The organism is Sphingopyxis sp. (assembly GCF_035686825.1).
Classification (GTDB): domain Bacteria; phylum Pseudomonadota; class Alphaproteobacteria; order Sphingomonadales; family Sphingomonadaceae; genus Sphingopyxis.
On the sequence record NZ_DASRYZ010000007.1, the window covers coordinates 653,528 to 675,373 of the forward strand.

Annotated in this window: 18 protein-coding genes and 1 pseudogene; 8 read left to right on the top strand and 11 right to left on the bottom strand. The window is 62.8% G+C overall.

What is annotated here, in order from left to right:
• Position 1: 1 nt before the first annotated feature.
• On the bottom strand, positions 2–1,210 hold the full coding sequence (gene manD, locus VFG17_RS21045) for a D-mannonate dehydratase ManD (RefSeq protein WP_325031317.1): 1,209 nt from the start codon (positions 1,208–1,210) through the stop codon (positions 2–4).
• Between the two features lie 133 nt (positions 1,211–1,343).
• Here manD and VFG17_RS21050 point away from each other — a divergent pair.
• The 4 genes and pseudogenes from VFG17_RS21050 to VFG17_RS21065 form a co-directional block, all read left to right on the top strand.
• Positions 1,344–1,739 (top strand): annotated as a pseudogene (locus tag VFG17_RS21050) (amino acid ABC transporter ATP-binding protein); the annotation flags it as partial.
• A gap of 284 nt (positions 1,740–2,023) precedes the next feature.
• Positions 2,024–4,729 carry a TonB-dependent receptor domain-containing protein gene (locus tag VFG17_RS21055; RefSeq protein ID WP_325031319.1) on the top strand — a complete coding sequence of 902 codons (2,706 nt, stop codon included), beginning with the start codon at positions 2,024–2,026 and terminating at the stop codon, positions 4,727–4,729.
• A gap of 11 nt (positions 4,730–4,740) precedes the next feature.
• Positions 4,741–5,445: a hypothetical protein gene (locus tag VFG17_RS21060; RefSeq protein WP_325031320.1), complete on the top strand. Its 705-nt coding sequence runs from the start codon at positions 4,741–4,743 to the stop codon at positions 5,443–5,445.
• A complete protein-coding gene (locus VFG17_RS21065) occupies positions 5,442–6,176 on the top strand; it encodes a hypothetical protein (protein WP_325031321.1) in 735 nt (244 codons plus the stop codon). Before VFG17_RS21060 ends, VFG17_RS21065 begins: the two co-directional genes overlap by 4 nt.
• A 4-nt stretch (positions 6,177–6,180) precedes the next feature.
• Here the strand turns inward: VFG17_RS21065 and hutC are convergent, their stop codons facing one another.
• The 3 genes from hutC to VFG17_RS21080 form a co-directional block, all read right to left on the bottom strand.
• Positions 6,181–6,951 (bottom strand): histidine utilization repressor, encoded by a 771-nt coding sequence (gene hutC / locus VFG17_RS21070; RefSeq protein WP_325031322.1) that lies wholly within the window; start codon positions 6,949–6,951, stop codon positions 6,181–6,183.
• Between the two features lie 313 nt (positions 6,952–7,264).
• The gene (locus tag VFG17_RS21075) at positions 7,265–7,471 is read right to left on the bottom strand and encodes a TOBE domain-containing protein (protein ID WP_325031323.1); all 207 of its coding nucleotides are present in this window, start codon (positions 7,469–7,471) and stop codon (positions 7,265–7,267) included.
• Positions 7,472–7,595: 124 nt separating this feature from the next.
• Positions 7,596–9,734, bottom strand: coding sequence for a TonB-dependent receptor (locus VFG17_RS21080; protein ID WP_325031324.1), 2,139 nt, complete (start codon positions 9,732–9,734; stop codon positions 7,596–7,598).
• Between the two features lie 107 nt (positions 9,735–9,841).
• On the opposite strand from VFG17_RS21080, the gene VFG17_RS21085 reads away from it, so the two are divergent.
• Together VFG17_RS21085 and VFG17_RS21090 are read left to right on the top strand one after the other, a co-directional pair.
• Positions 9,842–10,333, top strand: a complete 492-nt coding sequence (locus tag VFG17_RS21085; RefSeq protein WP_325031325.1) for a hypothetical protein — start codon at positions 9,842–9,844, stop codon at positions 10,331–10,333.
• Between the two features lie 110 nt (positions 10,334–10,443).
• Positions 10,444–11,310, top strand: coding sequence for a cytochrome-c peroxidase (locus VFG17_RS21090; protein WP_325031326.1), 867 nt, complete (start codon positions 10,444–10,446; stop codon positions 11,308–11,310).
• Here the strand turns inward: VFG17_RS21090 and VFG17_RS21095 are convergent.
• The 6 genes from VFG17_RS21095 to VFG17_RS21120 all read right to left on the bottom strand — a co-directional run bounded on the left by VFG17_RS21095 (position 11,305) and on the right by VFG17_RS21120 (position 19,220).
• Entirely contained in the window at positions 11,305–11,694 is a 390-nt protein-coding gene (locus tag VFG17_RS21095; RefSeq protein WP_325031434.1) for a ModE family transcriptional regulator, read from the bottom strand. The two genes, VFG17_RS21090 and VFG17_RS21095, sit on opposite strands and share 6 nt — an antisense overlap.
• Positions 11,695–11,845: 151 nt before the next feature.
• On the bottom strand, positions 11,846–13,420 hold the full coding sequence (locus tag VFG17_RS21100) for an alkaline phosphatase D family protein (RefSeq protein WP_325031327.1): 1,575 nt from the start codon (positions 13,418–13,420) through the stop codon (positions 11,846–11,848).
• A 71-nt stretch (positions 13,421–13,491) separates the two neighbouring features.
• The gene (locus tag VFG17_RS21105; RefSeq protein WP_325031328.1) at positions 13,492–14,391 is read right to left on the bottom strand and encodes a glycerophosphodiester phosphodiesterase family protein; all 900 of its coding nucleotides are present in this window, start codon (positions 14,389–14,391) and stop codon (positions 13,492–13,494) included.
• Between the two features lie 29 nt (positions 14,392–14,420).
• Positions 14,421–17,531, bottom strand: a complete 3,111-nt coding sequence (locus tag VFG17_RS21110) for a TonB-dependent receptor (RefSeq protein WP_325031329.1) — start codon at positions 17,529–17,531, stop codon at positions 14,421–14,423.
• A 95-nt stretch (positions 17,532–17,626) separates the two neighbouring features.
• Positions 17,627–18,652, bottom strand: a complete 1,026-nt coding sequence (locus VFG17_RS21115; protein ID WP_325031330.1) for a FecR family protein — start codon at positions 18,650–18,652, stop codon at positions 17,627–17,629.
• A complete protein-coding gene (locus VFG17_RS21120) occupies positions 18,630–19,220 on the bottom strand; it encodes a sigma-70 family RNA polymerase sigma factor (RefSeq protein WP_325031331.1) in 591 nt (196 codons plus the stop codon). The genes VFG17_RS21115 and VFG17_RS21120 overlap by 23 nt, the downstream gene beginning before the upstream one ends.
• Positions 19,221–19,907: 687 nt before the next feature.
• Here VFG17_RS21120 and VFG17_RS21125 point away from each other — a divergent pair.
• Entirely contained in the window at positions 19,908–20,312 is a 405-nt protein-coding gene (locus VFG17_RS21125) for a DUF1206 domain-containing protein (protein ID WP_325031332.1), read from the top strand.
• 77 nt (positions 20,313–20,389) lie between these two features.
• Positions 20,390–21,031 (top strand): glutathione S-transferase, encoded by a 642-nt coding sequence (locus VFG17_RS21130; protein WP_325031333.1) that lies wholly within the window; start codon positions 20,390–20,392, stop codon positions 21,029–21,031.
• On the opposite strand, the gene VFG17_RS21135 is transcribed toward VFG17_RS21130, so the two are convergent.
• Entirely contained in the window at positions 21,012–21,698 is a 687-nt protein-coding gene (locus VFG17_RS21135) for an MgtC/SapB family protein (protein ID WP_325031334.1), read from the bottom strand. The genes VFG17_RS21130 and VFG17_RS21135 overlap by 20 nt on opposite strands.
• Positions 21,699–21,846: the final 148 nt, after the last annotated feature.

Sequence of the window (21,846 nt, forward strand, 5' to 3'; positions counted from 1 at the left end):
CTCACCAATTCCACATCGTCCCGTCTTCAAGACGGGCAACGGGAAGATAGGCGGGCTTGTAGGGGTATCGCGCGGCCAGTTCCTCGTCGATGTCGACGCCGTGGCCCGGCGTCTCGCCGCAATAGAGGAAGCCGTCCGCAAAATGATAATCGTGCGGGAAGACCGCGTCGGTCTCCGCGCTGTGCCGCATATATTCCTGAATACCGAAATTGGGGACCCAGGTGTCGAAATGCAGCGCGGTGCCCATCGTCACCGGTGACAGGTCGGTCGCGCCGTGGCAACCGGTGCGGATCTGATAGAGGCTCGCGAGGTCGGCGATCCGCCGCAGATGGGTGACCCCGCCCGCGCCGACGATGGTCGTGCGGATATAGTCGATCAGCTGGTTCTCGATCAGCTCCTTGGCGTCCCAGATCGAGTTGAAGATTTCGCCCACCGCCAGCGGGGTCACCGTGTGCTGGCGGACCAGCTTGAACGCCTCCTGATTCTCCGCCGGGGTGACGTCCTCCAGCCAGAACAGCTGGTAGGGCTCGAGCATCTTGCCGAGATTGGCGGCTTCCTGCGGCGTATAGCGGTGATGGCCGTCGTGCAGCAGATGATGGTCAAAGCCATAGGTGGCGCGCAGCGTCTCGAACAGCTTGGGGACATGGTTGAGCGCTTTCCGCGTGTCCCAGCCGGTTATGCTGGGCAGCGCCGCGTCGGCGGGTTCGTAATAGAGCTTGCCGCGCCCGACACCATAAGCGTCCTTGATCCCCGGAATCCCGGTCTGGGCGCGGATCGCCTTGTAGCCGAGGTCGATATATTGGCCGACCGCGTCGACGGTTTCCGCGATGTCCGCGCCATTGGCATGACCATAAACCATCACGCCATCGCGGCTGCGCCCGCCGAGCAACTGATAGAGCGGCATCCCCGCCACCTTGGCCTTGATATCCCACAGCGCCACGTCGACCGCGGCAATCGCGCGCATCGTCACCGGGCCGCGCCGCCAATAGGCGCCGCGATAGAGATATTGCCAGATATCCTCGATCCGGCGCGGATCCATGCCGATCAGGCACGGCGCGACATGATCCTGGAGATAGGACACGACCGACAGCTCGCGCCCGTTCAGCGTCGCATCGCCGATGCCGTGGACGCCTTGGTCGGTTTCGATTTTGAGCGTGACGAAGTTTCGCCCGGGGCAGGTGACGATGACGCGGGCGGCAGTTATTTTCATGACAGAGTTCCAAATGGTCGGGACGCGATCATTAGCATCACCCTTGCCAATATCAACAATATTGGTAAGGCCACTATGAAAAGAGGAATTTGGTGCGATCGCAACCGTCCTTGTAGGCGGCTCCACTCTTCCGGAGGCCAAGGCGCCGGCCATGTCCTATCTGGAAAAGGTACGCATCGCCGATCAGGCAAACAAATATCCTGGAGAGCTTTCGGGCGGACCGCAGCAGCGGGCGGCGATAGCGCGCGCGCTGGCGATGGAGCCCCGGATTCTCCTTTTCGACGAGCCGACATCGGCGATCGATCCCGAGATGATCAAGGAAGTGCTCGATGTGATGATGGCCCTTGCCGGCGAAGGGCGGACGATGGTGTGCGTGACGCACGAGATGGGATTTGCCCGCGAGGCGGCCGATTGCATTCTTTTCATGGACCAGGGGCAGATCATCGAAGCCGCAAGACCGGCCGATATTTTCGCCGCGCCGAAAAGCGAACGAGCACGGACTTTTATCGAACAGATCCTTGCTCACTGAGCGGTCTCACGCAGGTCGCACAAGTTGCGCCGACCCGCTTATCCTGTCATTTCATGAGCAAGCCGGGGGAGCGCGCAGTCGGCTCCTTGCGCCAAACGGCTCGGGCCAGCAAAAAAATTTCAAAATTGATGAGGGATAGGGGCTCGGCGTGCGTATCTAATATGTGTCCTGCACTCAGAATTTCTCGTATAACTAATTGATATATTTCAATAAATTCATGTTGACCTGTATATACATTTAATGCTCTCTGAGGGGAATCAGCTAACCATCAGGGGGTTTTCGCTATGATGACCAGGACAGTTTTGCTCGCCAGCGCCGCGGCGGTCGCCACCTTTGCAACTCCGGCGTTCGCCCAGAGCGATGTCGCGGCACAGTCGCCCGCCGCCGAAGATGCGCCGAACGGATCGGACATCGTCGTGACGGGCTCGCGCATTCGCCGCCAGGATCTGGCAGGCGTCGGCCCCGCAACGGTGGTCTCGGCGGAGCAGATCGAAAATACCGGTGTCGTCAACATCGAGACCGTGCTCCAGCGTCTGCCGGCGAATGCCGGCTTCGCGGGCAACCAGACCTCGGCCTATTGGGCGAACAACGGTTACGGCACCGCGCAGGTCAACCTTCGCGGCCTTGGTATCAAGCGTACGCTGGTGCTTCTCAATGGCCGCCGCCTTGTCGCGGGCGGCACCGGTGCCAACTCATCGCCCGACCTCAACATGATCCCGGTCGCCGCGCTCGCGCGCACTGACGTTCTGAAGGATGGCGCATCGGCGATTTATGGCGCCGATGCGATGGCGGGCGTGGTCAACCTCGTGACGCGCACCGACTATGAGGGCCTCGGTCTCAGCGTGCGTCAGGGAATCACCGAAAAGGGGGACGGGTCGGACTTCACCGCCGATCTTCTCTGGGGCATCCGCAACGACCGCGGCGGTTTCATGGCGGCGGTCACCTATCAGAAGACCAAGGCTGTCAATATGGCGTCGCGCGCGCCCTGCTCGCTGGCCGAAACGACGCCGGGCCAGCTGTCGTGCGTCAACAGCGCGTCGACGATCGGCGGCCGCGCGGTGCTTCCGAACGGGCAGCAGATCAACTTCAACCAGGTTCTCGGCGGCGACGGCGACTTCTTCGAACCCTACAGTGCCGCAAAACACAACTTCAATTCGAACCCGTTCCTCAACGCGGTGAGCCCGGTGGAGCGGGTGAGCACCGCCTTTTTCGCGGATTATGACCTCACCGACAATATCGAGGCGTTCGGCGAATTCCTCTACACCTACCGCAAGTCGAACCAGATCGCGACGCCGGGTACGCTGCGCAATCTCTCGATCGCGGCGAGCAACCCGACCAACCCGACGGGGCAGAATATTGTCCTCATCCAGCGCCGCCTCGCCGAACCCGGTCCGCGGCAATTCTTCCAGGAAACCGACACCTGGCAGGGGACCTTCGGGCTCCGCGGCAAGCTGTCCAACGACTGGGCGTGGGAAGTGGCGGGCGCGTTCGGCCGCAACACCGCGGTCGATGGTTCGACCAACATCGCCAATCTGGAGCGCGTCGCGAATACGCTCGACACGACGAAATGCAGCCTCGCGGCGGGCGCGTCGATCCCGTGCGCCGATTATCTGGGCTTCGGCGACCTGACGCCCGAGGTGCTCGACTATATCCTCTTCACTTCGCGCGACCGCGGCGGCAACGAGCTGGCGACGGTCACGGCCGACCTCAACGGCAGCCTGTTCAACCTTCCCGCAGGGCCGGTCTCCTTTGCCGCTGGCGTCGTCTATCGCAAGGAAAAGGGTTGGCGCGATCCCGATCCGCTGACCGTGCTTGGTATCGCAAACACTAATCAGCAGGATCCGATCTCCGGAACCAGCACAGCGAAGGAAGCCTATCTCGAACTGTCGGTGCCGATCCTTGCAGACAAGCCCTTTTTTGAAGCACTGACGCTCGATGGCGCGGTGCGCTATTCGAATTACGACCTGTTCGGCAGCGACTGGAACTACAAGGCGAGCCTCGACTGGATGATCAGCGACAGCTTCCGTCTGCGCGGCACCTATGGCACAGGCTTTCGTATTCCCAACGTCCCCGAATTGTTCGGTGGCGTATCCGAAGGCAATCTCACCACGACCGATCCTTGCTCGCGCTATGCGACGAGCGGCAATGCGACGCTGATCGCCAATTGCCAGGCGTCGGGCGTACCCGCCAACTATGTCCAACTCGGCACGACGATCCTCACTACCGTTGGCGGAAATGAAAATCTGAAACCCGAAAGCTCGACGACCTGGACCGTCGGGACGGTGATCTCGCCGAAGGGGCTGATGCCCGGCCTGTCGCTCACCGCCGACTGGTTCGACATCAAGATCAAGGATGCGATCCGCGCCATCCCAGGTTCGACCAAATTGGCCGTCTGCTATGCGAGCGCCAATCTCTCGCATCCCTTTTGTGACGATTTCACGCGCAGCCCGCTCACCGGCGAAGTGACCTTCCTCGGCGCGCAACCGATCAATACGGGGCGCGAGGAAATGAACGGGCTCGACCTCGGGCTAGTCTATGCAGGCGGCATTGGCAGCGTAAACATCTCGCTCGACGTCAACGTCACTTACCTCAACAAATATGTCGTCCTGCCTTTCCCCGGCGGCGCACCGATCGACTTCGATGGCTTCATCGGCGGTGGCAACGGCGGCTATCCGAAGTGGCGCGGCTATGGCGTGCTGACGGCCGAGAAGGACGGAATCAGCGCGACCTGGTCCGCCCAGTGGATCGGCAAGGCGACCGACTTCAACGCGGCGCCCGGCGACATCGGTTACAGCACGCCGAACGTCTTCTATCACAACGCACAGTTGGCCTTCGAGATCGATGAGAAAACGCGTTTCCAGGTCGGCGTCGACAACGTCTTCGATCGCAAGGCGCCCTATATCCAGTCCTTCACCGATGCGAACACCGACACGATGACCTATGACCTCCTCGGCCGGCGCTTTTATGTCGGTTTTCGCACCGCCTTCTGAGGGTTTTGGACATGGCAATCCGTTGGCCGCTGGTCGTGCGCCGGACGCATAAATGGCTGGCACTGGTCGTCGGGGTCCAGGCCTTGTTGTGGACGCTGACCGGCTTTTACATGGTGGCGGTGCATATCGACATCATCCACGGCGACGATCTGGTGCGGTCCCCGGCCGCCCGGCCCTTCGACCTCGGCCGCCTTGCGGCGCCGTCAGAGGTCGTCGCGGCCGCGCCGGGGGTGTCGGAAATCCGGCTTCAGCACTTCCTCGATCGCCCGGTCTGGCGCGGGGAGACGCCCGCAGGACCAAGGCTGTTCGATGCCCGCTCGGGTGCGCTGCTGCCTGTACTCACCGAGTCCCAGGTGCGGGACCAAGCGCGGCGCATCTATACCGGCGACGGCCGGATCGTTTCGGCGCGGCTGCTCACCAACGCGCCGCAGGAGATGCAGGCGCGCAAGCCGCCCTATTGGCAGGTCGAGTTCGAAGGCTGGAACCGGCCGACGCTCTATCTGTCGCCGCAGACGGGGGAGCTGATTTCGCGGCGGCATGCCCTGTGGCGGGTCTTCGACTTCGCGTGGATGCTGCACATCATGGATTATGACGAGCGCACCGACGTCAACAACCCGCTGCTACGCGTTGCGACCTGGAGTGCTTTCGCCATGGCGCTGAGCGGTGCGTGGCTACTGATCTGGTCTTTCAAGCGACGCAAGGGAAAGAAGGCATGAAACGCATCCGGCTGACGCCGCTCTTCTTCCGGCGCATCCACAAATGGGTCGGCCTTATTCTCGGGCTGCAGTTCCTGCTCTGGGCCTTAAGCGGTTCGGTGATGGCGCTGCTCGATAAGGACAAGGTTGGCGGGCACGGCGGCGGCATGTCTCATGCGCACCCGTTGCCGCCGGGTGAATATTTCGACGTTGCGGCGCTGCCGCGCGGTGAGCCGGTGACGGGGGTCGTGCTGCGCGATCTCGGCGCGCGGCCCGTCTATGAGGTGCGGAGTGCGAAGGGCACGCGCCTCGTCGATGCGACGACGGGCGAGGATATTCGTGTCGATGGGGCTGTGGCCCGCGACGTCGCGGCGATGATGAACGATGCTCCGATCCGCAAGGTCAGCATGCTCGCCAAGGCGAATCTCGAGGCGCGCGATTTTGAAGGCGGCATGTGGCGTGTCGATTTTGCCGACGCCGAAAACAGCAGCGCCTATGTTTCGCTCGATACCGCGCGCTTCCTCGTTATGCGCGGCGATACCTGGCGCACCTGGGATTTTTTCTGGATGCTCCACAATATGGATTATGTGAACCGCAAGAGCTTCAACCACCCGCTGATCATCTTCGTCGCCTTCGGCGCGCTATGGCTCTCGGGGACAGGTTTCTATCTACTCTTCAAGAGCTTCAGTCGGGCCGATTTCCGCTGGCTGCGACGTCGCCGTAAGCCCGTTGTCTCGCGAAGCGCCGTCTGAAGCGTCAATCGTCGACCGAGAAAGCGGCTGACAGCTCGAAGCGCGTGCCGGGATGGGAAAGCCAGGCATGCGACACCAGCCGCCCGCGGCTCCAGGTGCGGCGCGTCATGCGCAGCACCGGTTCCCCCTCATCGAGGCCGAGCATGCCGCGCGTGCGCGCGTCGGGCATCGTCGCGCAGACACGGTGCTCGACCCGTTCGAGCGGCGCCGTGCGTGTCAAATATTCGTTGGGCGTCAACTGCGTGAAATCGAGTGTGCCATAGTCCGGCGCGACGGACGCAAGCACGAACCGCTCCTCGAGCTGGATCGGGAACTCGGCCTCGTGGTGGACGATGATCGAATGGAAGATTTTCGTGCCCACCGGCACCTCCAGCAGCGCAGCGGTTTCGGCGCTGGCCTTCTCCTCGAAATTCTGAATGACTCTCGCCCGGTAGTCGTGACCGCGTCCGCGAATTTCCTCGGCGATGTTTCGAATCTCGATCATATGTCCGATCGGTTTCGGCTCGGCGATAAACGAGCCGCTGCCTGCGCGGCGGACGATGATACCTGCGGATTGCAGCTCGCGCAGTGCCCGGTTCGCCGTCATGCGCGAGACATCGAACTGGCCAACCAGATCGGCTTCCGATGGCACCCTGTCGCCCGGTTTCAGACGGCCATCGCGGATGGCATCATGGATGCTTTGCTTGATCGCTGCGTAACGCGGTGGGGTATCCGGGGAAGCGCCGTCGGCAGACCGCCGGGCGCGATTCGAGTTCGATCGAGGCACAAGATCCATTACCCGTCTATACAGGTGAAACCATTCAGATTCCAAGCGTTCCGATGTGTTTTGCCGCGAAGATCAGAAAACGCAATCGCGAACTCTTCCTACCTTCCTGACCGAAGGGGCTTGGTATCAAGTCGGATTTCGCAGCACTCACGGTGACAAAAAAAATTGACAAGAAGACTTCTCCGTAACTCCTGCAAATACTGGCTGATGGCGTAACGTCCGCTAACTTTAACCTCCTTCCCAAAAGCTGTCCGTCCGCAAACGGCCGCGACCGGCTGATCGGCAATAAATAGCCTGCGGATCGCTCGCAGAGCGTTTTTGGCTACTTTCCGATGATAACGTCTGTCGATTTGATGATCACTGTTACGGCATCGCCATCTGAAAGGTCCAGGTCGGTAACCGCCTCGTTGGTAATGCCCGAGGTTATGACATGGCCGCCGCCGATATCGATCTTGACGGTTGCGTTGACTGCGCCCTGCGTCACCGAAACGACGGTTCCGCGCATCCGATTGCGTGCACTGAGTTCCATGGCAACCTCCATTAGCCGATTATAGCACCTCGCCGGCCGGCGCTCCACGCGGAGCAATGAAGAGTGCGCCCGACGGCTGCAGGGCAGCAGCCACACGATGCCCGTCGCCGATTGCAGTAAGCGGCTAGTATCGGGCCCGGAGCGTGACGTACAGCGACCGGCCCGGCTCGGGGAAGCCGTCGGTCAGGCTATAGCCCTCGTCGAACAGATTGCGGGCGCCGACGCCGAACTCGATTTCGTCGGTGACCGCATAGCTGATCCGCAGTGACGCATTGGTGTATGAACCTGTGCGATAGTAGCGCGCGGGCTGGCCCGCAGGCGTTGCCGTGAACAATGTCCATCGGCTCGATGCAAGTTCGAGGCTCGGCTGGATGTGCAGACCTTCAAACGGCGCCCAGTCCGCATGGATCAGTCCTTTGTGCGTCGGCACGCCCGTTGGGCGGAACCCGGGGTTGGCGGCGTAGGTCAGGTCGCGCTTGATGATCGTGTAGTTCGCGCCGAGGTCGAGGTCCGGCGCGAGCGTCACCGTAAGCGATGCTTCGGCGCCGTAATAGTCGCCGCTTCCGACATTCTGGCTCTGGGTGAGGTTCCTGAGGGCGCAGCCCGGCGTCGGCGTTGCAGGCGGCGTTGTCGACGCCGTGCAGGGATAGGCGGGCGTCGGCACACCGAAGATGGCATCTTCGATCCAGCTATGGAAGAGCGCGCCATCGAGCCGGATCGCGCCGGTCGCGAAGCTGCCGCCGATCTCGGCATTGGTCGCGCGCTCGGGTGCGAGCGCGGGGTTGGGGATCGCGGTGTTGAAGCGCTGGCTGAAGCGTTCGAAAATCGTCGGGAAACGCGCCCGCGACGACAGGCTGGCGTGTAGCGTAAGCGCGTCGCTTGCCGTCCAGTCGAAGCGCCCCTGCACGTTCCAGGTGTCGGCATCGCGGCGCGGATATTGATAGAGGATGGCCGGCGCGGTGGTTCCGAGCGGCGATCTGAACTCTTCGGCGCGCTTGAGGTCGCGCCAGTCGAAGCTCCCGCCCAGCGTGAAGCGCAGCGTGGGCGACAGGGCGAGCTCATTCTCGAGCGCGATCGAGAAAGTGTTTTCGGTCTGTGTCTGCGGCGGCTCGGTCGAAGGAACGCCGGCTGCCGAGAAGCTCGTTTGCGCCTCGACATGCTTGTCGTGACGATAGTGGAAAGCGAGGCGGAGCGTGTGGGCATCGCTCATCCGGAAATCGAGCTGCGCCGACCCGCCCCACGCCTTGTCGAAATAGGGGCTGTCGAAAGCGAAGGGGCGGCTTTGCGTCGTCTGCGTGCGGTCGTTGAACGAGCGCAGCATCGAGTCGAACTGGTTGTAATAGGCGCGCGTCTTCAGCGTCGCGCGGTCGCCAAGCGCGGTGGTCGAGAGGAAATAGACGCTGTCGATGTCCCACTTCGGCCAGTTCCAGAAACGCCGCGCCGATACCGTATCGCTGACATGCAGCGGCGCATTCTTCGCGCCGGCCTGCTTGGTGTAGCTGATCGCATATTCGTCGGTGTCATTGGGCGCGTAGCCGAGCTTGAGGTTTACCCGCCAGTCGCGCGTGCGGGAAAAATCGCGTTCGCCGCCATCCTCGAGGGCGGGAACTATAGCCGTGAAACTGTCCGGGAGGTCCCAATGGTCGGTGAAACTGCGGGCATAGCTTGCCTGCGCATACCATCTGTCCTGCCGCGTGCCGATCAGGGCCGAGGTCGAATAGCCTGCGTAGCCCGCGTCGCGGTCGAAATTGACCGTGCCGCGGACGTCGATGTCGAGCGCCTTCGTCGGGCGGCGGGTGACGAGGTTGATCGCGCCGCCCATTGCGCCGGGGCCGTCGAGCACCGACGCATAGCCCTTCGCGACCTGCACCTCGGCGATGTCGGTGGTGAGGAAGCGGCCATAGTCGAGCCGGTTGTCGGCGGGCAGATAGACGCGGATACCGTCGATCGAGAGCGGCACCTGGAAACGGTCGAAACCGCGGACGAAGACGATGCGCTCGTTGCGTGTGCCGCCGCTGTTGCCGGCGACCACGCCCGGCATCAAATTGACGGCATCGTCGAGCGCGGTGCGGTTGAACTTGTAGATCGCGTCGGCCGACAATGTTTCGCCATCGATCCCGATCCCCTCGCTGCGCGGGGCGGTCACGACGATCTGGCCCAGCGCGAAACGATCGTCGTCGGCCTGCGGCGCCGCGTCCTGCGCCTGGACCGCAGGCGCGGCGAAAGAGCCTGCAGCGAGCAGGAGAGCGATGACGGTGCGCATGGGTTTCCCTCTTTTTTGTCTGAGCGATTCGCTATATCTCGCCGTATATAGTTGTTTCGATCAAAGGAAAGCCGGAGTTGCTCAGAATCTTGCTAGGGGTTGCGGCTTTGCCGCTGTTTGTTACCGCAGATGTGTCGACGGCGCAGACCGATACGCCTGAGTGCGAAACGCCCGGAGAGCTTCCGGCACCGTTGGCGGGCTGGTCTGATCCCGGGGCGCTCAAGGCGGCCGGGAACTTCGGCGCGGCGCGCCGTGCGGAGCTGACGCCCGGTGGTTCGGCGGTGTTGACTTTGCTGCCGACGCCGCAGGTTCGTTATCCCGTTCGCCCGGAGAAGCCGGGCGGCACGGTGAGCTACGGCGGCGTCCTGCGCTTCTCGGTCGCCGAGGAGGGTCTGTGGCGCGTCGCGCTGAGCACCGGCGCTTGGGTCGATGTCGTCAAGGACGGAAAGGCGTCGACCTCGGTTGCGCATGGGCGCGGCCCTCCATGCACGGGCATTCGCAAGATGGTCGACTATCGTCTCGCACCCGGCACCTACGCCTTGCAGGTCGCGGCGAACGGCTCGGAAACAATGACGTTGATGGTCGCTCGCCTGCCGTGAGGCTGCTGCAAATCGCGGCCACCCTGTTGCTGCTGGCGGCGACCGGGCCATCCTGGACATGGCGTTTGCCCGAGGGCGTTCCACCGCCTGCCGTTCCGTCGGACAACCCGATGAGCGCGGCCAAGGTCGAACTCGGGCGGCGGCTTTTTTATGATGCCGATCTCTCGGCGGACGGGACGCTGGCATGCGCCGGCTGCCATGAGCAGAAGCGCGCCTTCGCCGATGGCAATGCGACGCGGCCCGGGGTCCATGGCGGTGCCGGTCGGCGGAACGTTCCCGGTCTTGCCAATATAGGCTGGTTCGGTCGGCTGACCTTCGCCGACCCCGCCGCAACCTCGCTCGAGGCTCAGGCGCTCATTCCTCTGATGGGAGAGCATCCCGTCGAAATGGGAATGAAGGGCAGGGAGGCCGAGTTCGAACGGCGTCTCGGAGCCGAGGCCTGCTACCGGAGGATGTTCGCCAAGGCTTTTCCCGAACGCGGCGGACGGATCGACGTTGCGAGCGTGACGGCCGCACTCGGCGCCTTTCAGCGCACGATCATATCCTATCGCAGCCCGTACGACCGGTTTCGCCGAGGCGAGACGAAGGCCTTGTCCGCGCTTGGCCGCGAAGGCGCGCGCGTCTTTCGGACAAGGGGATGCGTTTCCTGCCACAGTGGTCCGAACCTGACCGACCTCGATTATCACCGACTTGAAGCCGCGACGGGTGCCGACGTCGGACTTGGCGAGCACACACGTCTGCCCGAGGATGAAGGGCGGTTCCGGACGCCATCGCTCCGCAACGTGGAATTGACCGGGCCCTGGTGGCACGATGGTAGCGCGCGAACGCTGGAGGATGCGATTGGCCGCCATCCGGTCACCCTGTCGCAAACCGACATGAAGGCGCTTATTGCCTTCCTTGGCGCGCAGACCGATCCGCATTTCATAGCGGATCCGACGCTCGCAAGGCCTGATCGGGCTTGCGGCAAACGCCTATGAAAGCGCGCCGGCCTCGCTTGGGCGCGGGGCCGGCAACAATAGCCTCTCAATATCTCTTGCCATGATGGGCGACGCCGCTTCGTCTGCCGCGGCTTGCATCGCGCGGTAGGCCGATAATATCGTTTCGCCGGTGCGGGTCACCGTCGCGCCGCGGGCCTGGCCGCCGCCCGGAACGGTATCGACGAGCCTCTCGGTCCAGCAGCGATTCATCGCATCGACGAGCAGCCAGGTTCGCCGATAGCTCATCCCGAGCGCGCGGCCCGCGGCCGAAATCGAGCCATGGTCTCTGATGGCGTCCAGCAGGTCGGCCTTTCCTGGCCCCATCGCGATCTCGTCGCCGCATAATATCTGGATCTTTATTTTAAGCGGGCGGTCGGACAACATGCGATCACGATAGCCGATCGCGAGGCCTGGTAAATGGGCATTCGATACCGCGGTCGCAGCGGGGCTAGAAAGAACGGCGGCTTTCGCCAAATTATCTGCCTAAAGCTGGCCGTCCGCTATCGGTCCAACAGAGACGAAGCAGTTCATTTCTCTATTCTCGGTTCAGGATTGGAGCGCCTGGCGCAACCGCATATCGGGCAAGCGTGCTGATCCTGCCGTCCGGCCTTTCCACCTGATCCATGACCCTGACGTCGGTTCGCCATTCCTTGGGCGTTATCTCGAACAACTGATAGCCGCGGCGGTCGGTGTAGAGGTCGAAGTGCGGATTGTTTCGCATCATCTGCTCAAGCCCGGCTTCGCCTTTCCCGTTGCCGTTCGAGCTGATCGAGGCCGCCTGGAATTCGACCGCGACTTTCGGGCCGTCGGGTCGATCGTCGTCTTCGGGCACCGAGCCGACGAGATGCTTGTGATGATCGCCCGTTGCGATCACGACATTGGTCAGCCCATGCCGACGGATGGACTCGATCAGGCGCTCGCGGGCCGGACGATAGCCATCCCAAAGGTCGGTCGCGAAGCGCGCTTCGGCGGCGTCGTCGGCGCGGAAATCGACCGGCATGACGATAATCTGCTGCGCGATCAGGTTCCAGATGGCCTCGTTTCCGAGCCCTTCGTCGAGCCAGGCTTCCTGTGTGCGTCCGAGGACTTCGGGCGACTGGAGAAGCTCGGGCGGGCAAGGCCGGATCTTTCCGTCGTTGCAAACCTGGTCGGAGCGGTTGGTGCGCGTATCGAGCACATGCGTGCGCAGCAATCGGCCATAATCGAGCCGGCGATACGCAGTGAGCCCGCCGTGAGCAGGGAACAGGGCCTTGCGAACGGGCATATTCTCGTACCACGCCTGCAGCGCCGCGTAGCGCCGCAAGGCGAATATCTCCGGGCTGGTGCCATCCTGATCGAAGTCGCCCGCCCAATTATTGTCGACCTCGTGATCGTCGAACGAGCAGGCGAAGGCGCAAGCCGCGTGCGCCGCCTGCAAAGCCGGGTCGCTCTTATATTGGGCGTAGCGGCGCCGATAATCCTCGATGCTGTAGATTTCGCCGCCGATATGCTGGCGGATGATCGGCACGCCGCTGGCCTGCGGCCCCAGCGGCGTCGTTCCGCCTTCGTAGATATAGTCGCCATAGTGGAAAATGAGATCGAGATCGGGTTCGTTCGCGAGATGGGCCCAGGCGTCATAATGGCCCACCTCGTAATGCTGGCATCCTGCCACGCCGATCCGGACGCGGTCGACGATCGCATCGCTTGCCGGGGCGGTGCGCGCGGTGCCGATCGGACTGACATCCGAGCCGGCGACCGCGAAGCGATACCAATAAGGACGATGCGGCTGGAGCCCCGCGACCTCGACGTGGACCGAGTGTCCGAGTTCGGGCATCGCGAGCGTTTCGCCGCTCTGCACGATGCGGGTGCAGGCCGCATCTTCGGCGACCTCCCAGCGCACCGGTACGCGTGCCGCGGGCATGCCGGCATGTTCGTCGAACGGCCTCGGCGCAAGGCGCGTCCAGATCACGAAGCCATCGGGCCACGGATCGCCCGACGCGACCCCGAGGGTGAAGGGATTGGCGCCGAGCGGCCGGGCGAACAGCGGCGCGCGGGAGAAGCCCGCCAGCACGGCAAGGCTCCCTGCAGCCTTGATAAGATTGCGGCGATCGAGGGTCTTTGCGAAGGCCATGTTTGCGGTGCCTTTCGTGGTGGAAGGAAAGGAGCGGCGCCGCAGCATGACAGCGGCGTCGCCGGGGAAGCTTAGTTGCGCAATCCGGATCGCTCCAAATATGCGATCGCGCCTTCGGGATCGTTGGTGAAGAGCGCATCGACGCCGAGCTCGGCATATCGGTGCCACTCCTCTTCGCGGTCGGCGACGCCCGAGAAGACCAGAATGCCGGCGTCTTGCAACCGTGCTGTTTCGGCCCGATCGACTTCGTCGAGGCCGAGCACGATGCACGTCGACTTATGCCGGCGAAGCGTCGCGAGATAGTCGCGCGTCTGCCGCGGCACGCCGAGCAGGCAGGTGCGGATGCGCGGATTGATCTCGTGCAAGGCGTCGATCGTGCGGAAATCGAAGGATTGCAGGATAAGCCGGTCCTCGAGCCCGTTCTCGCGTACCGCCGTTTCGACGAGCCGCGCGAATTCGACCGGGTCGATATCGGCATCCTTGGGTATCTTCGTCTCGGCAAAAAAGAGCGCTTCGCTGCCTTTGAAGGCATGCAGCACCTCGCCGAGCTCGGGCACGCGGGCGCCCGGCACGGCGACATGGCGGCGGCCGGCATATTGCGGCCGTACGCCCGCACCGCAATCGAGCTTTTGTATCGCCGCGAGGTCGAGCTTGCGTACCGGTTGGGCCGGCGCGGGTGACCCGTCGTCTTGATTGCAAAAGTCGGGATTGATCAACGCGTCATGGTAGACGGCGATCCGGTCATCGGCCGTCATCTCCATGTCGAATTCCAGATATTCGGTGCCGATTTCGGCTGCGTGGCGGAAGGCCGGCATGGTGTTTTCCGGGCGAAGCAGAGCCCCGCCGCGGTGAGCGATCACGGCAATGGGCCGTCGCATCGAAGTGCTTTCAGCAGTTGGCGGGTCCTTCGCGAAAGAGAATGAGGATGGAAGCAACATGGCCGCTACGAAGAGTAGGGCGCCGCGCCGCAAATGGAGAGATTTGATCATCGCCTCGCTCCTCAGAATGTGAAGTTGACGCTGCTGAAGAAGTAGCGGCCATAGACGTCGTAAACGCCGCCGCCGCCCTGATAATAGGTGCGCGGGCGATAGGATGGCCGGACATCGAACAGATTGTTGATGCCGACGCGCAGCGTCGCATTTTCGTTGAGGTTCCAGCCGACGTTCAAGTCATTGTAGACCTTCGCGGGCAGCTTGTTCCGCTCATAGGCTTCGTCCGAGACATTGGTGTAGTTGACCGCGCTGCCCCAGAGCCGCGTGTTGAGCCCGATCTCCCAGTCGCCGATGCTATAGCTTGCGAACATGTTGGCGCGCACACGCGGATTTTGATAGCCGCCGTCGTAGATGATCCGGCTTGTTTCGACGCCGGGCAGGGTCGTCGTCTCGAACTTGATGAGATAGCTGGCGCGCACCGCGACCGCGAGGCGGCCCGGGCCAACATCGGTCCGATAATTCGCGCCGACATCGATGCCCTCCGCCTCGGATTCGGACACGTTCATGTAGCTTGTGTCGACGCCCTCGGCATAGCCGCGGGAATCGCGCGTGATGCGATCGCAGAACTGATTGTCGATCGAGGGCAGGTCCATACACAGGTTGAGGACGTCCTGCCGGCCGATCGCGGCGATCATGTTGCCGATCTTGATGTTCCAGTAATCGACCGTCAGGTCGAACCCTGAAAGGAAACCCGGCTGCCAGACGAGCCCCGCGGTGAGGCTGTTCGAGGTTTCCGGTGTCACGTCCATGCTGCCGCCGGTAATCACATAGCCAGTACCGATTTCGCTGGGCAGATAGGGGGTCGGAATGCCGAGTTGTTGCATCAGCGCGGCGCAATTCGCCTTGCGCGTCGGATTCGCCTGATAGCTTGTCTCGAGACAGGCATCGCGCACGCCGATTTCCTGGACGGCGCGCGCCGAATAACGCTCTCCGAAGTTGGGCACGCGAACGCTTCGCGAGCGGACCGCGCGGAGCGTCAGTTCGGAGAAGGGCATCCATGTTGCGCCGGCTTTCCAGGTCGTGGTCGATTCAAAGTCGCTATAGTCCGAATAACGGACGGCGCCCTCGACCGTCAGCTTGTGGATGAAGGGAAGGTCGCGCAGAACGGGGATCACCAGTTCGCCGTAAACTTCCGACACATGGTTCGAGGCGCGAAGTTCCGGCTCATACGGCGCCCAGGCTCCAAGGTGCGACAGCTCTCTTTCGGGCGGCGCGGCGCCATTGTCGTCGACATTGTGGATGGCTTCCCGGCGATGTTCGACGCCGAGCACGGCCTGCACCTCGCCGGCGGGCAGCGCAAGGGGGCTGCCGGTGATGCTCGCGCCGAAGATCTTTTGTGTCTGTTCGCGGTGCTTGCGGCGCGTCGCCATCATCCACCCGCGCTGCTCGGCGGTCAGCGGTGCCTCGCTGAAGATATTGAACGGAACGCAGCCGTTGGCCCGCGCGGTCGCATCGCGGCAGACCGGTGCGCCGGAAACGGGGTCCGAAATCACGTCGCGCGCGGCGATCAGCCGCGACGCGATCGGCACGTTGTCGGCGTGGATGTCGTTGGTGCTGCGGCCATATTGGCCGAAAACCTCCCATTTGAACCGGTCCGCCAGTTCACCGTTGAAACCGGTGCTGACGGTCAGGCTCTGACGATCGCTATAGTCGGTCATCTGACCGAAATTTTCATAGCTCCGGCGGACGGCGGTCGATGTCAGATCGTTGGCGAGCATGATCTGACGGAAGGAATCGGGCAGATAGGGATTGTCGAGCCGCGCGGTCGCGCCGCCAGCGCCGTTGAGCCAGGTCAGGCGATCGTCATCGCGATAGGGGCGGCGATAGGCATCGTAGCGCGACCGGCCATAATCGACGCGGAACTCATAGTTCACCCCGTCGGTCAGCGCATAGTCGAACCGTCCGATGAAGGCGTAATTTTCGATCGGCGCGATCAGGAAGTCGCTCCAATATTGGCTCTGCGGAAACCCGCCGTCGCCGCCGTCGCGCGAAGTGCCGCAGCCCGAGATGCAGCCGTTGGCATATTGGCCGACATAGGCCGAGCCATCGGGCGCCAGCAAATAGGTGTCGCCGCCCACATAGATGTTCGCGTTGGGCTGCAGATACATGTTCGTCATATTGTAGCGGATGACGCGGTCCGGAATGCCGTCGTCGGGGCCCGTATTTTCCGGATTCGCCTGGTAGCTGATATTCGTGTTTCTGGAGTAACGCTGGTGGAAATAGATCGGGTTGTTCTTCATCCAGGTCCCGCCGATCATGATCGACCCGCGGTCGTCTGAAAATCGGGTTCCGGCGACGAACGACAGCTGCGATTTGCTTCCGCCGCCGTCCTGGGTGAACCCCGTCGTTGCCGACATCTCCAGCCCGTCGATGTTTTTCCGGGTGATGATATTGGCGGCGCCCGTCACGGCGTCGGCGCCATAGATGGCGGCGGCGCCGCCCGTGACGATCTCGATGCGTTCCACCATGCCCGACGGGATCATGTTGATATCGACCGCCGACGAAGAGGCGGCGCCCGAGACGCGGCGGCGGCCGTCGATCAGCGTCAACGACCGGCTGACTCCCATATTGCGGAGCTCGATGGTCGCCATGCCGCCGTCATATTGTCCCTCGGGTGCGCTGTTGTAGGGCCCGTTACCGGGGCCGACCGCGACGTCGCGCAGGACGGTTTCATAAACGGTGGTGTTGCCGGCCTTCCGGCCCGCTTCCATGCTGACGATGCCGATGGGCATCGCCGATTCCAGTTCGGGGCGGGCGATGCGCGACCCGGTTACCGTGATGGTTTCGTCCGCATCCGCGACATCGGCCGCACTCGCTGCAAGAATGGCGACCTTCCCGTCGAAGGACCGGACTGTCAGGCCGGTGTCGGCCAGAAGCCGCGCCAGCCCGTCGCGTATTTCAAAGCTGCCGCGGACCGCGTTGGTCGTACGGCCGTCGCCATCGCGGCCGGCCAGCGTGACCTGAATACCGGCCTGACGCGCGAACTCGCGAATTCCATTTGATGCGGATTGGGTCGGGACGTCAAAGCTGCGGACCTGTGCCTGAGCGGCCGCGGGAAGGATCATCGCGGTCGCGACCGCCGTCGCCGAGGCGGCCGAACGAATGTAATAAGAACGCATTTCAGAAAACCCCTTGTTCGATGCTCTCGAACCTATCGACGGGGGAAATTCATATTTGGATCAGAATGGATTTATATTAATATTGGGAGGAAATTTTACTTCATTTTTATTACGATATTTGATCCAGACCGTTCGATATGGGCGCCTGATATTGCCGCAACGGCTTCCGCGAAATGCTCGGGATCGTTGGCGCGATAGAGTCCGATGATCTCGATGTCCCCGATCGCCGGGTCGGCCAAGATGATCTTGGTCGAGTTGACCCGGTTGAAGCGCGCCACGGCGGAGCGGACCGGTACATTGTCGAGCGAAATCTGCGCGAGTTCGGGAGGTGGCAAGCGGTGCGACGCTGATCGTGGTGCCTCGGTCGTCGTTGTCATCGGGCCCGGGTCAAGCGTCACCGTGCCGCCCGCGTGGAGGAGGACGGCCTGATCACGCTCATCGCGCGGCCATACGAGCACGCTCCCTTCGCTGACCCGCACGCCGCCGCCGGTGAGGCCGATCCGGCGCACCGAATAGACGGTCCCCGTCGCCTGCGCATAGACGTCGCCTGAACGCACGACAAAGGGACGGCTCTTGTCCTTCGCCACCTCGAAGGTCGCTTCGCCGCTCAGCAAGGTAATCTTCCGGATACCCTCGGACAGCGACACCTGGATCTGCGCGTCGCGGCCGAGCGTCGCCACCGACCCGTCCTTGAGGGTGACGACCTTGACGCTCGCGATCGTTTCGGTGGGGGTGACGAGCCCCGGCACCGGCACGCCGACCGCGACGAGCAATGCCAGCGACATCGCAACAGCGGCGCCGCCGGCCACCGCGCGCCCGCTCCAGCGCGAGGCGAGCCTGTGCAATGCACCGGGCGCGATCCCGTCATTGTCATTGTCGGAGGCGCGCAAGCTGGCGGTCGCGACGGAGGCAGCGGGCGCCCGATGCGTCGCGATCACGGCATCCTCGGCGGCACGCAACCAGGCGCGGGCGCGGATATAGGCGCCGCGATGCCGCGTATCGGCCGAAAGCCAGGCCTCGAGATCCGCCCGGCTTTGGGGTGTCATCTCGCCATGCGCCGTCTCGACCGCCCACACCGCCGCCTGCTCGTCGATCGCGCTAATAGGGTCGGCGCTTGCCAATCGCTTCGTCCTTCGTTTCGACGGTCGCCGGCGCATCGCCGCTCGATCGCGCATCCTGTTCGGCCATCGCCCCCGTGATTTTCTGCAGCCCGCGAACGAGATGGTTCTTCACGTCATTCTCGCTCACCCCGAGGCGCTCGGCGGTCTCCTTTCGCGATAATCCCTCGATACGCCGCAATTCGATCACCTTCCTGCAGGTGTCGGACAGCATCGCAAGCAGTCCGGTCACTCGCTCAAATTCCTGCCGCGTTTCCAGATTGCGATCGGGCAAGGGTTCACCATCGATGACGTTCGACCATTCGATTTGGGTCATCGAAGTGAAATTAATTATCCCCGCACGTCGCATGTGGTCCGTGACGACTGCGCTTGCGGTTCGATGGAAATAGCCCCCCGGATTATCGATATGGTCGACGGAGGCGAGGTTGGCGATGCGGCAATAGGCGTCCTGGATCACGTCTTCGACGTCGATGACATGGCTCCAGCGGCGTGCCAGCCATTTGCGGATAGCACCCTCGTGCGGGATAATTTCCCGGGCAATCCAGCCTATGATATCGCCATTCTCGCGCATTTCGAAGCGGCCATGCTCCTTGGTGGCCGCGCGCCGAATCGGGCACGGTCGACCGCGCCTCCAGAGATTGCCGCAATGACAGATTGATGACGACCGGCCGTTAACCTGCATCCGCCAACGAGAGTCTAGCCACTATTGTTCGAAATAGCGCGAGGCCCGCCTCACACGATTTTTCCCCATGACCATACGTTCCGTAACCGGCCATTTCCCATGGGCGGGGGCCTCGGGTTCAGGTCGCTTGGAGCATAGATCGGAAAAAGTTTTTCGTGACTCGTTGGAAAAAATGCTCGCCGATCGTCTTACTGTCCCAGCGAGTTTTTTTGGAGCATCGGGGCCCGACACGTTGAGGCAGAGCCGCCGCGAGATCGTTACCTGGGTGGGGAGCAATATCGTTCCGCACGAAGTCGACCCGTCGCGCGCTTGCGGCGTGGCGGTCGCGGAAGATGAAATCAGCGACATCGTGCAGGACGCCTACGTCAAAATCGCGAAGCTCGATTCGGTCGCGCATATCCGGAGTGGGCGAAGCTATTTCTTCACCACCGCGCGGACGATGCTGCTCGACCGCATCCGCCGTGAACGGATCGTGCGGATCGACAGCATGACCGAGATGGAAGTGCTGTGGCTGGCCGCCGACGACCCCGGCCCCGAACGCCGGGTGAGCGCGCGGATGGAACTGGATCGCGTTCGATGCTGCTCGACATGCCGCTCGGCGATGTGCTGCTCGGGCTCATCGGCGCCAGCTTTCTGGCGGCTGCGCAACAGGCGATCAAGGCCTGGGCGACCGAATTCGCCAGGGATCTCGACCCGGCGGCACCCGCATGGGCGGTCCCCGTAGGCCGCGCCGGGCTTACGGCGCGCGCCGTCGTGTTCGCTGTGATCGGCGTCTCGCTTGTGCGGGCGGGCTGGTTCGGCGCCGCCGGCGAAGTCAAGGGGCTCGGCGATGCCCTCTCGGCGCTCACCGAAAACCCGGCCCTTTATCTGCTCGTTGCCGCCGGCCTGTTCTTGTTTGGGGTCCACAGCTTCGTCGAAGCGCGCTGGCGGTGGCTTCGCGACGAGGACGTGATCGTGCGGATCATGTCGGCCAGGCGCTGACCGTTCGCGGCGGCTCATTTGGCAGAATTGCGAGCGCCTTTTTGGCTGAGCGGGCTTGATAGGCTACATGCCCTGCGATGTTGGAAATTCCTGTCCTGTACAGCTTTCGTCGCTGTCCTTACGCGATGCGCGCGCGGATGGCCTTGCTGGTGAGCGGGATGGCTTATGCACATCGCGAAGTGGTGCTGCGAGACAAACCGGCCGCGATGCTCGCGGCGTCCCCGAAGGGCACGGTGCCGGTGCTCGTGCTCGCCGACGGGGTCGTGATCGATGAGAGCCTCGATATCATGCGCTGGGCCTTGATGCATAACGACCCCGAGCAGTGGCTGCCCGGCGCCGACGCATCCTTGCTGGCGACGTTCGACACTGCGTTCAAACATCATCTCGACCGCTATAAATATGCGGTGCGATATGACACCGATCCGCTGGTTCATCGGGCTGAGGGACTGGCGATACTTGCCGAGCTCGATCGCCGGCTGGCGGAACAGGACTATATTGACGGCGCGGGCCGGGGATTTGACGACATAGCCCTGTTCCCGTTTGTTCGGCAGTTCGCCGGGGTCGATGCCGAATGGTTCGATGCGAACGCGCCGCAGCCTGTACGCAAATGGCTGGCTACCTTGATAGCGTCGGACCTGTTTGAGCTGGCCATGGTCAGGTTCACGCCATGGACCGATGCGCAGGATGGCGAACGGCGCTCTAGGCCTGCTGCGGCCTGATCTCGAACCCCGCGATATCTTCGTCGGCGGTCCAGACGCTCGCAAGAGCTTCCGCGCGGGTTTCGTTATAGCCCCCGACGATGGCGTTGAAGCTGCGTTTGTCGCCATCGAGGACTTGGTCGATCGTAATATATTTCAGGCCCTTGCTTGCGAGCAGCGCGCCGAATGCGCTGAGGCTTATGGCCGCGTCGCGCCGGTAGGTGGCGCGCACATGGGCAATTCGACGTTGCGGCGCATAGCGTTCGGTAAGCGACACCGCGGCAAGAACGGTCAGTGTGGCGCCGGCACCGAAGATCGCGAGTTCGTAGAAGCCGATCCCGAACAGCATGCCGAGTGTCGATGTCGTCCAGAGCGAGGCGGCGGTCGTCAGCCCGCGAACATTGAACCCCTCCCGGAAAATGACGCCGCCGCACAGGAAGCCGATACCGGTCAGGATGCCGTGAGCCATGCGAACGGGATCGATACGGATCACTTCGACCGGCGCGTCGTTGAGCCATGCCATCTGGTGAACCGCCGACAGCATCAACAGGCAGCACGACAGCGCGACAAGAATATGGGTGCGAAATCCGGCCGGGCTTGCGCGATATTCGCGTTCGGCGCCTATGACAGCACCGGCCAGCGTCGCCCCGAGGATCGGCCAGAGGAGGTCGGGAGAAAGAAAGCCCATGCATTGTTACCGCGTGACGCTCAGGATAGTTCCGCGCATGGACATTCGACGATATGGAAAAGGTAAAGCTCCGCAGCATAAAGCGGCGGGGCTTTCCTGAAGGCCGATCCGAGATCGGGACGTGCGATTTAAGAGCGTGCCGGCAGGG

What these genes read in the sequence shown, in the direction of transcription:
- manD (WP_325031317.1), bottom strand. Translation starts at nt 1,210, where the DNA reads ATGAAAATAACTGCCGCCCGCGTCATCGTCACCTGCCCCGGGCGAAAC.
- VFG17_RS21055 (WP_325031319.1), top strand. Translation starts at nt 2,024, where the DNA reads ATGATGACCAGGACAGTTTTGCTCGCCAGCGCCGCGGCGGTCGCCACC.
- VFG17_RS21060 (WP_325031320.1), top strand. Translation starts at nt 4,741, where the DNA reads ATGGCAATCCGTTGGCCGCTGGTCGTGCGCCGGACGCATAAATGGCTG.
- VFG17_RS21065 (WP_325031321.1), top strand. Translation starts at nt 5,442, where the DNA reads ATGAAACGCATCCGGCTGACGCCGCTCTTCTTCCGGCGCATCCACAAA.
- hutC (WP_325031322.1), bottom strand. Translation starts at nt 6,951, where the DNA reads ATGGATCTTGTGCCTCGATCGAACTCGAATCGCGCCCGGCGGTCTGCC.
- VFG17_RS21075 (WP_325031323.1), bottom strand. Translation starts at nt 7,471, where the DNA reads ATGGAACTCAGTGCACGCAATCGGATGCGCGGAACCGTCGTTTCGGTG.
- VFG17_RS21080 (WP_325031324.1), bottom strand. Translation starts at nt 9,734, where the DNA reads ATGCGCACCGTCATCGCTCTCCTGCTCGCTGCAGGCTCTTTCGCCGCG.
- VFG17_RS21090 (WP_325031326.1), top strand. Translation starts at nt 10,444, where the DNA reads ATGAGCGCGGCCAAGGTCGAACTCGGGCGGCGGCTTTTTTATGATGCC.
- VFG17_RS21095 (WP_325031434.1), bottom strand. Translation starts at nt 11,694, where the DNA reads ATGTTGTCCGACCGCCCGCTTAAAATAAAGATCCAGATATTATGCGGC.
- VFG17_RS21100 (WP_325031327.1), bottom strand. Translation starts at nt 13,420, where the DNA reads ATGGCCTTCGCAAAGACCCTCGATCGCCGCAATCTTATCAAGGCTGCA.
- VFG17_RS21110 (WP_325031329.1), bottom strand. Translation starts at nt 17,531, where the DNA reads ATGCGTTCTTATTACATTCGTTCGGCCGCCTCGGCGACGGCGGTCGCG.
- VFG17_RS21120 (WP_325031331.1), bottom strand. Translation starts at nt 19,220, where the DNA reads ATGCGCGAGAATGGCGATATCATAGGCTGGATTGCCCGGGAAATTATC.
- VFG17_RS21125 (WP_325031332.1), top strand. Translation starts at nt 19,908, where the DNA reads ATGCTGCTCGACATGCCGCTCGGCGATGTGCTGCTCGGGCTCATCGGC.
- VFG17_RS21130 (WP_325031333.1), top strand. Translation starts at nt 20,390, where the DNA reads ATGTTGGAAATTCCTGTCCTGTACAGCTTTCGTCGCTGTCCTTACGCG.
- VFG17_RS21135 (WP_325031334.1), bottom strand. Translation starts at nt 21,698, where the DNA reads ATGGGCTTTCTTTCTCCCGACCTCCTCTGGCCGATCCTCGGGGCGACG.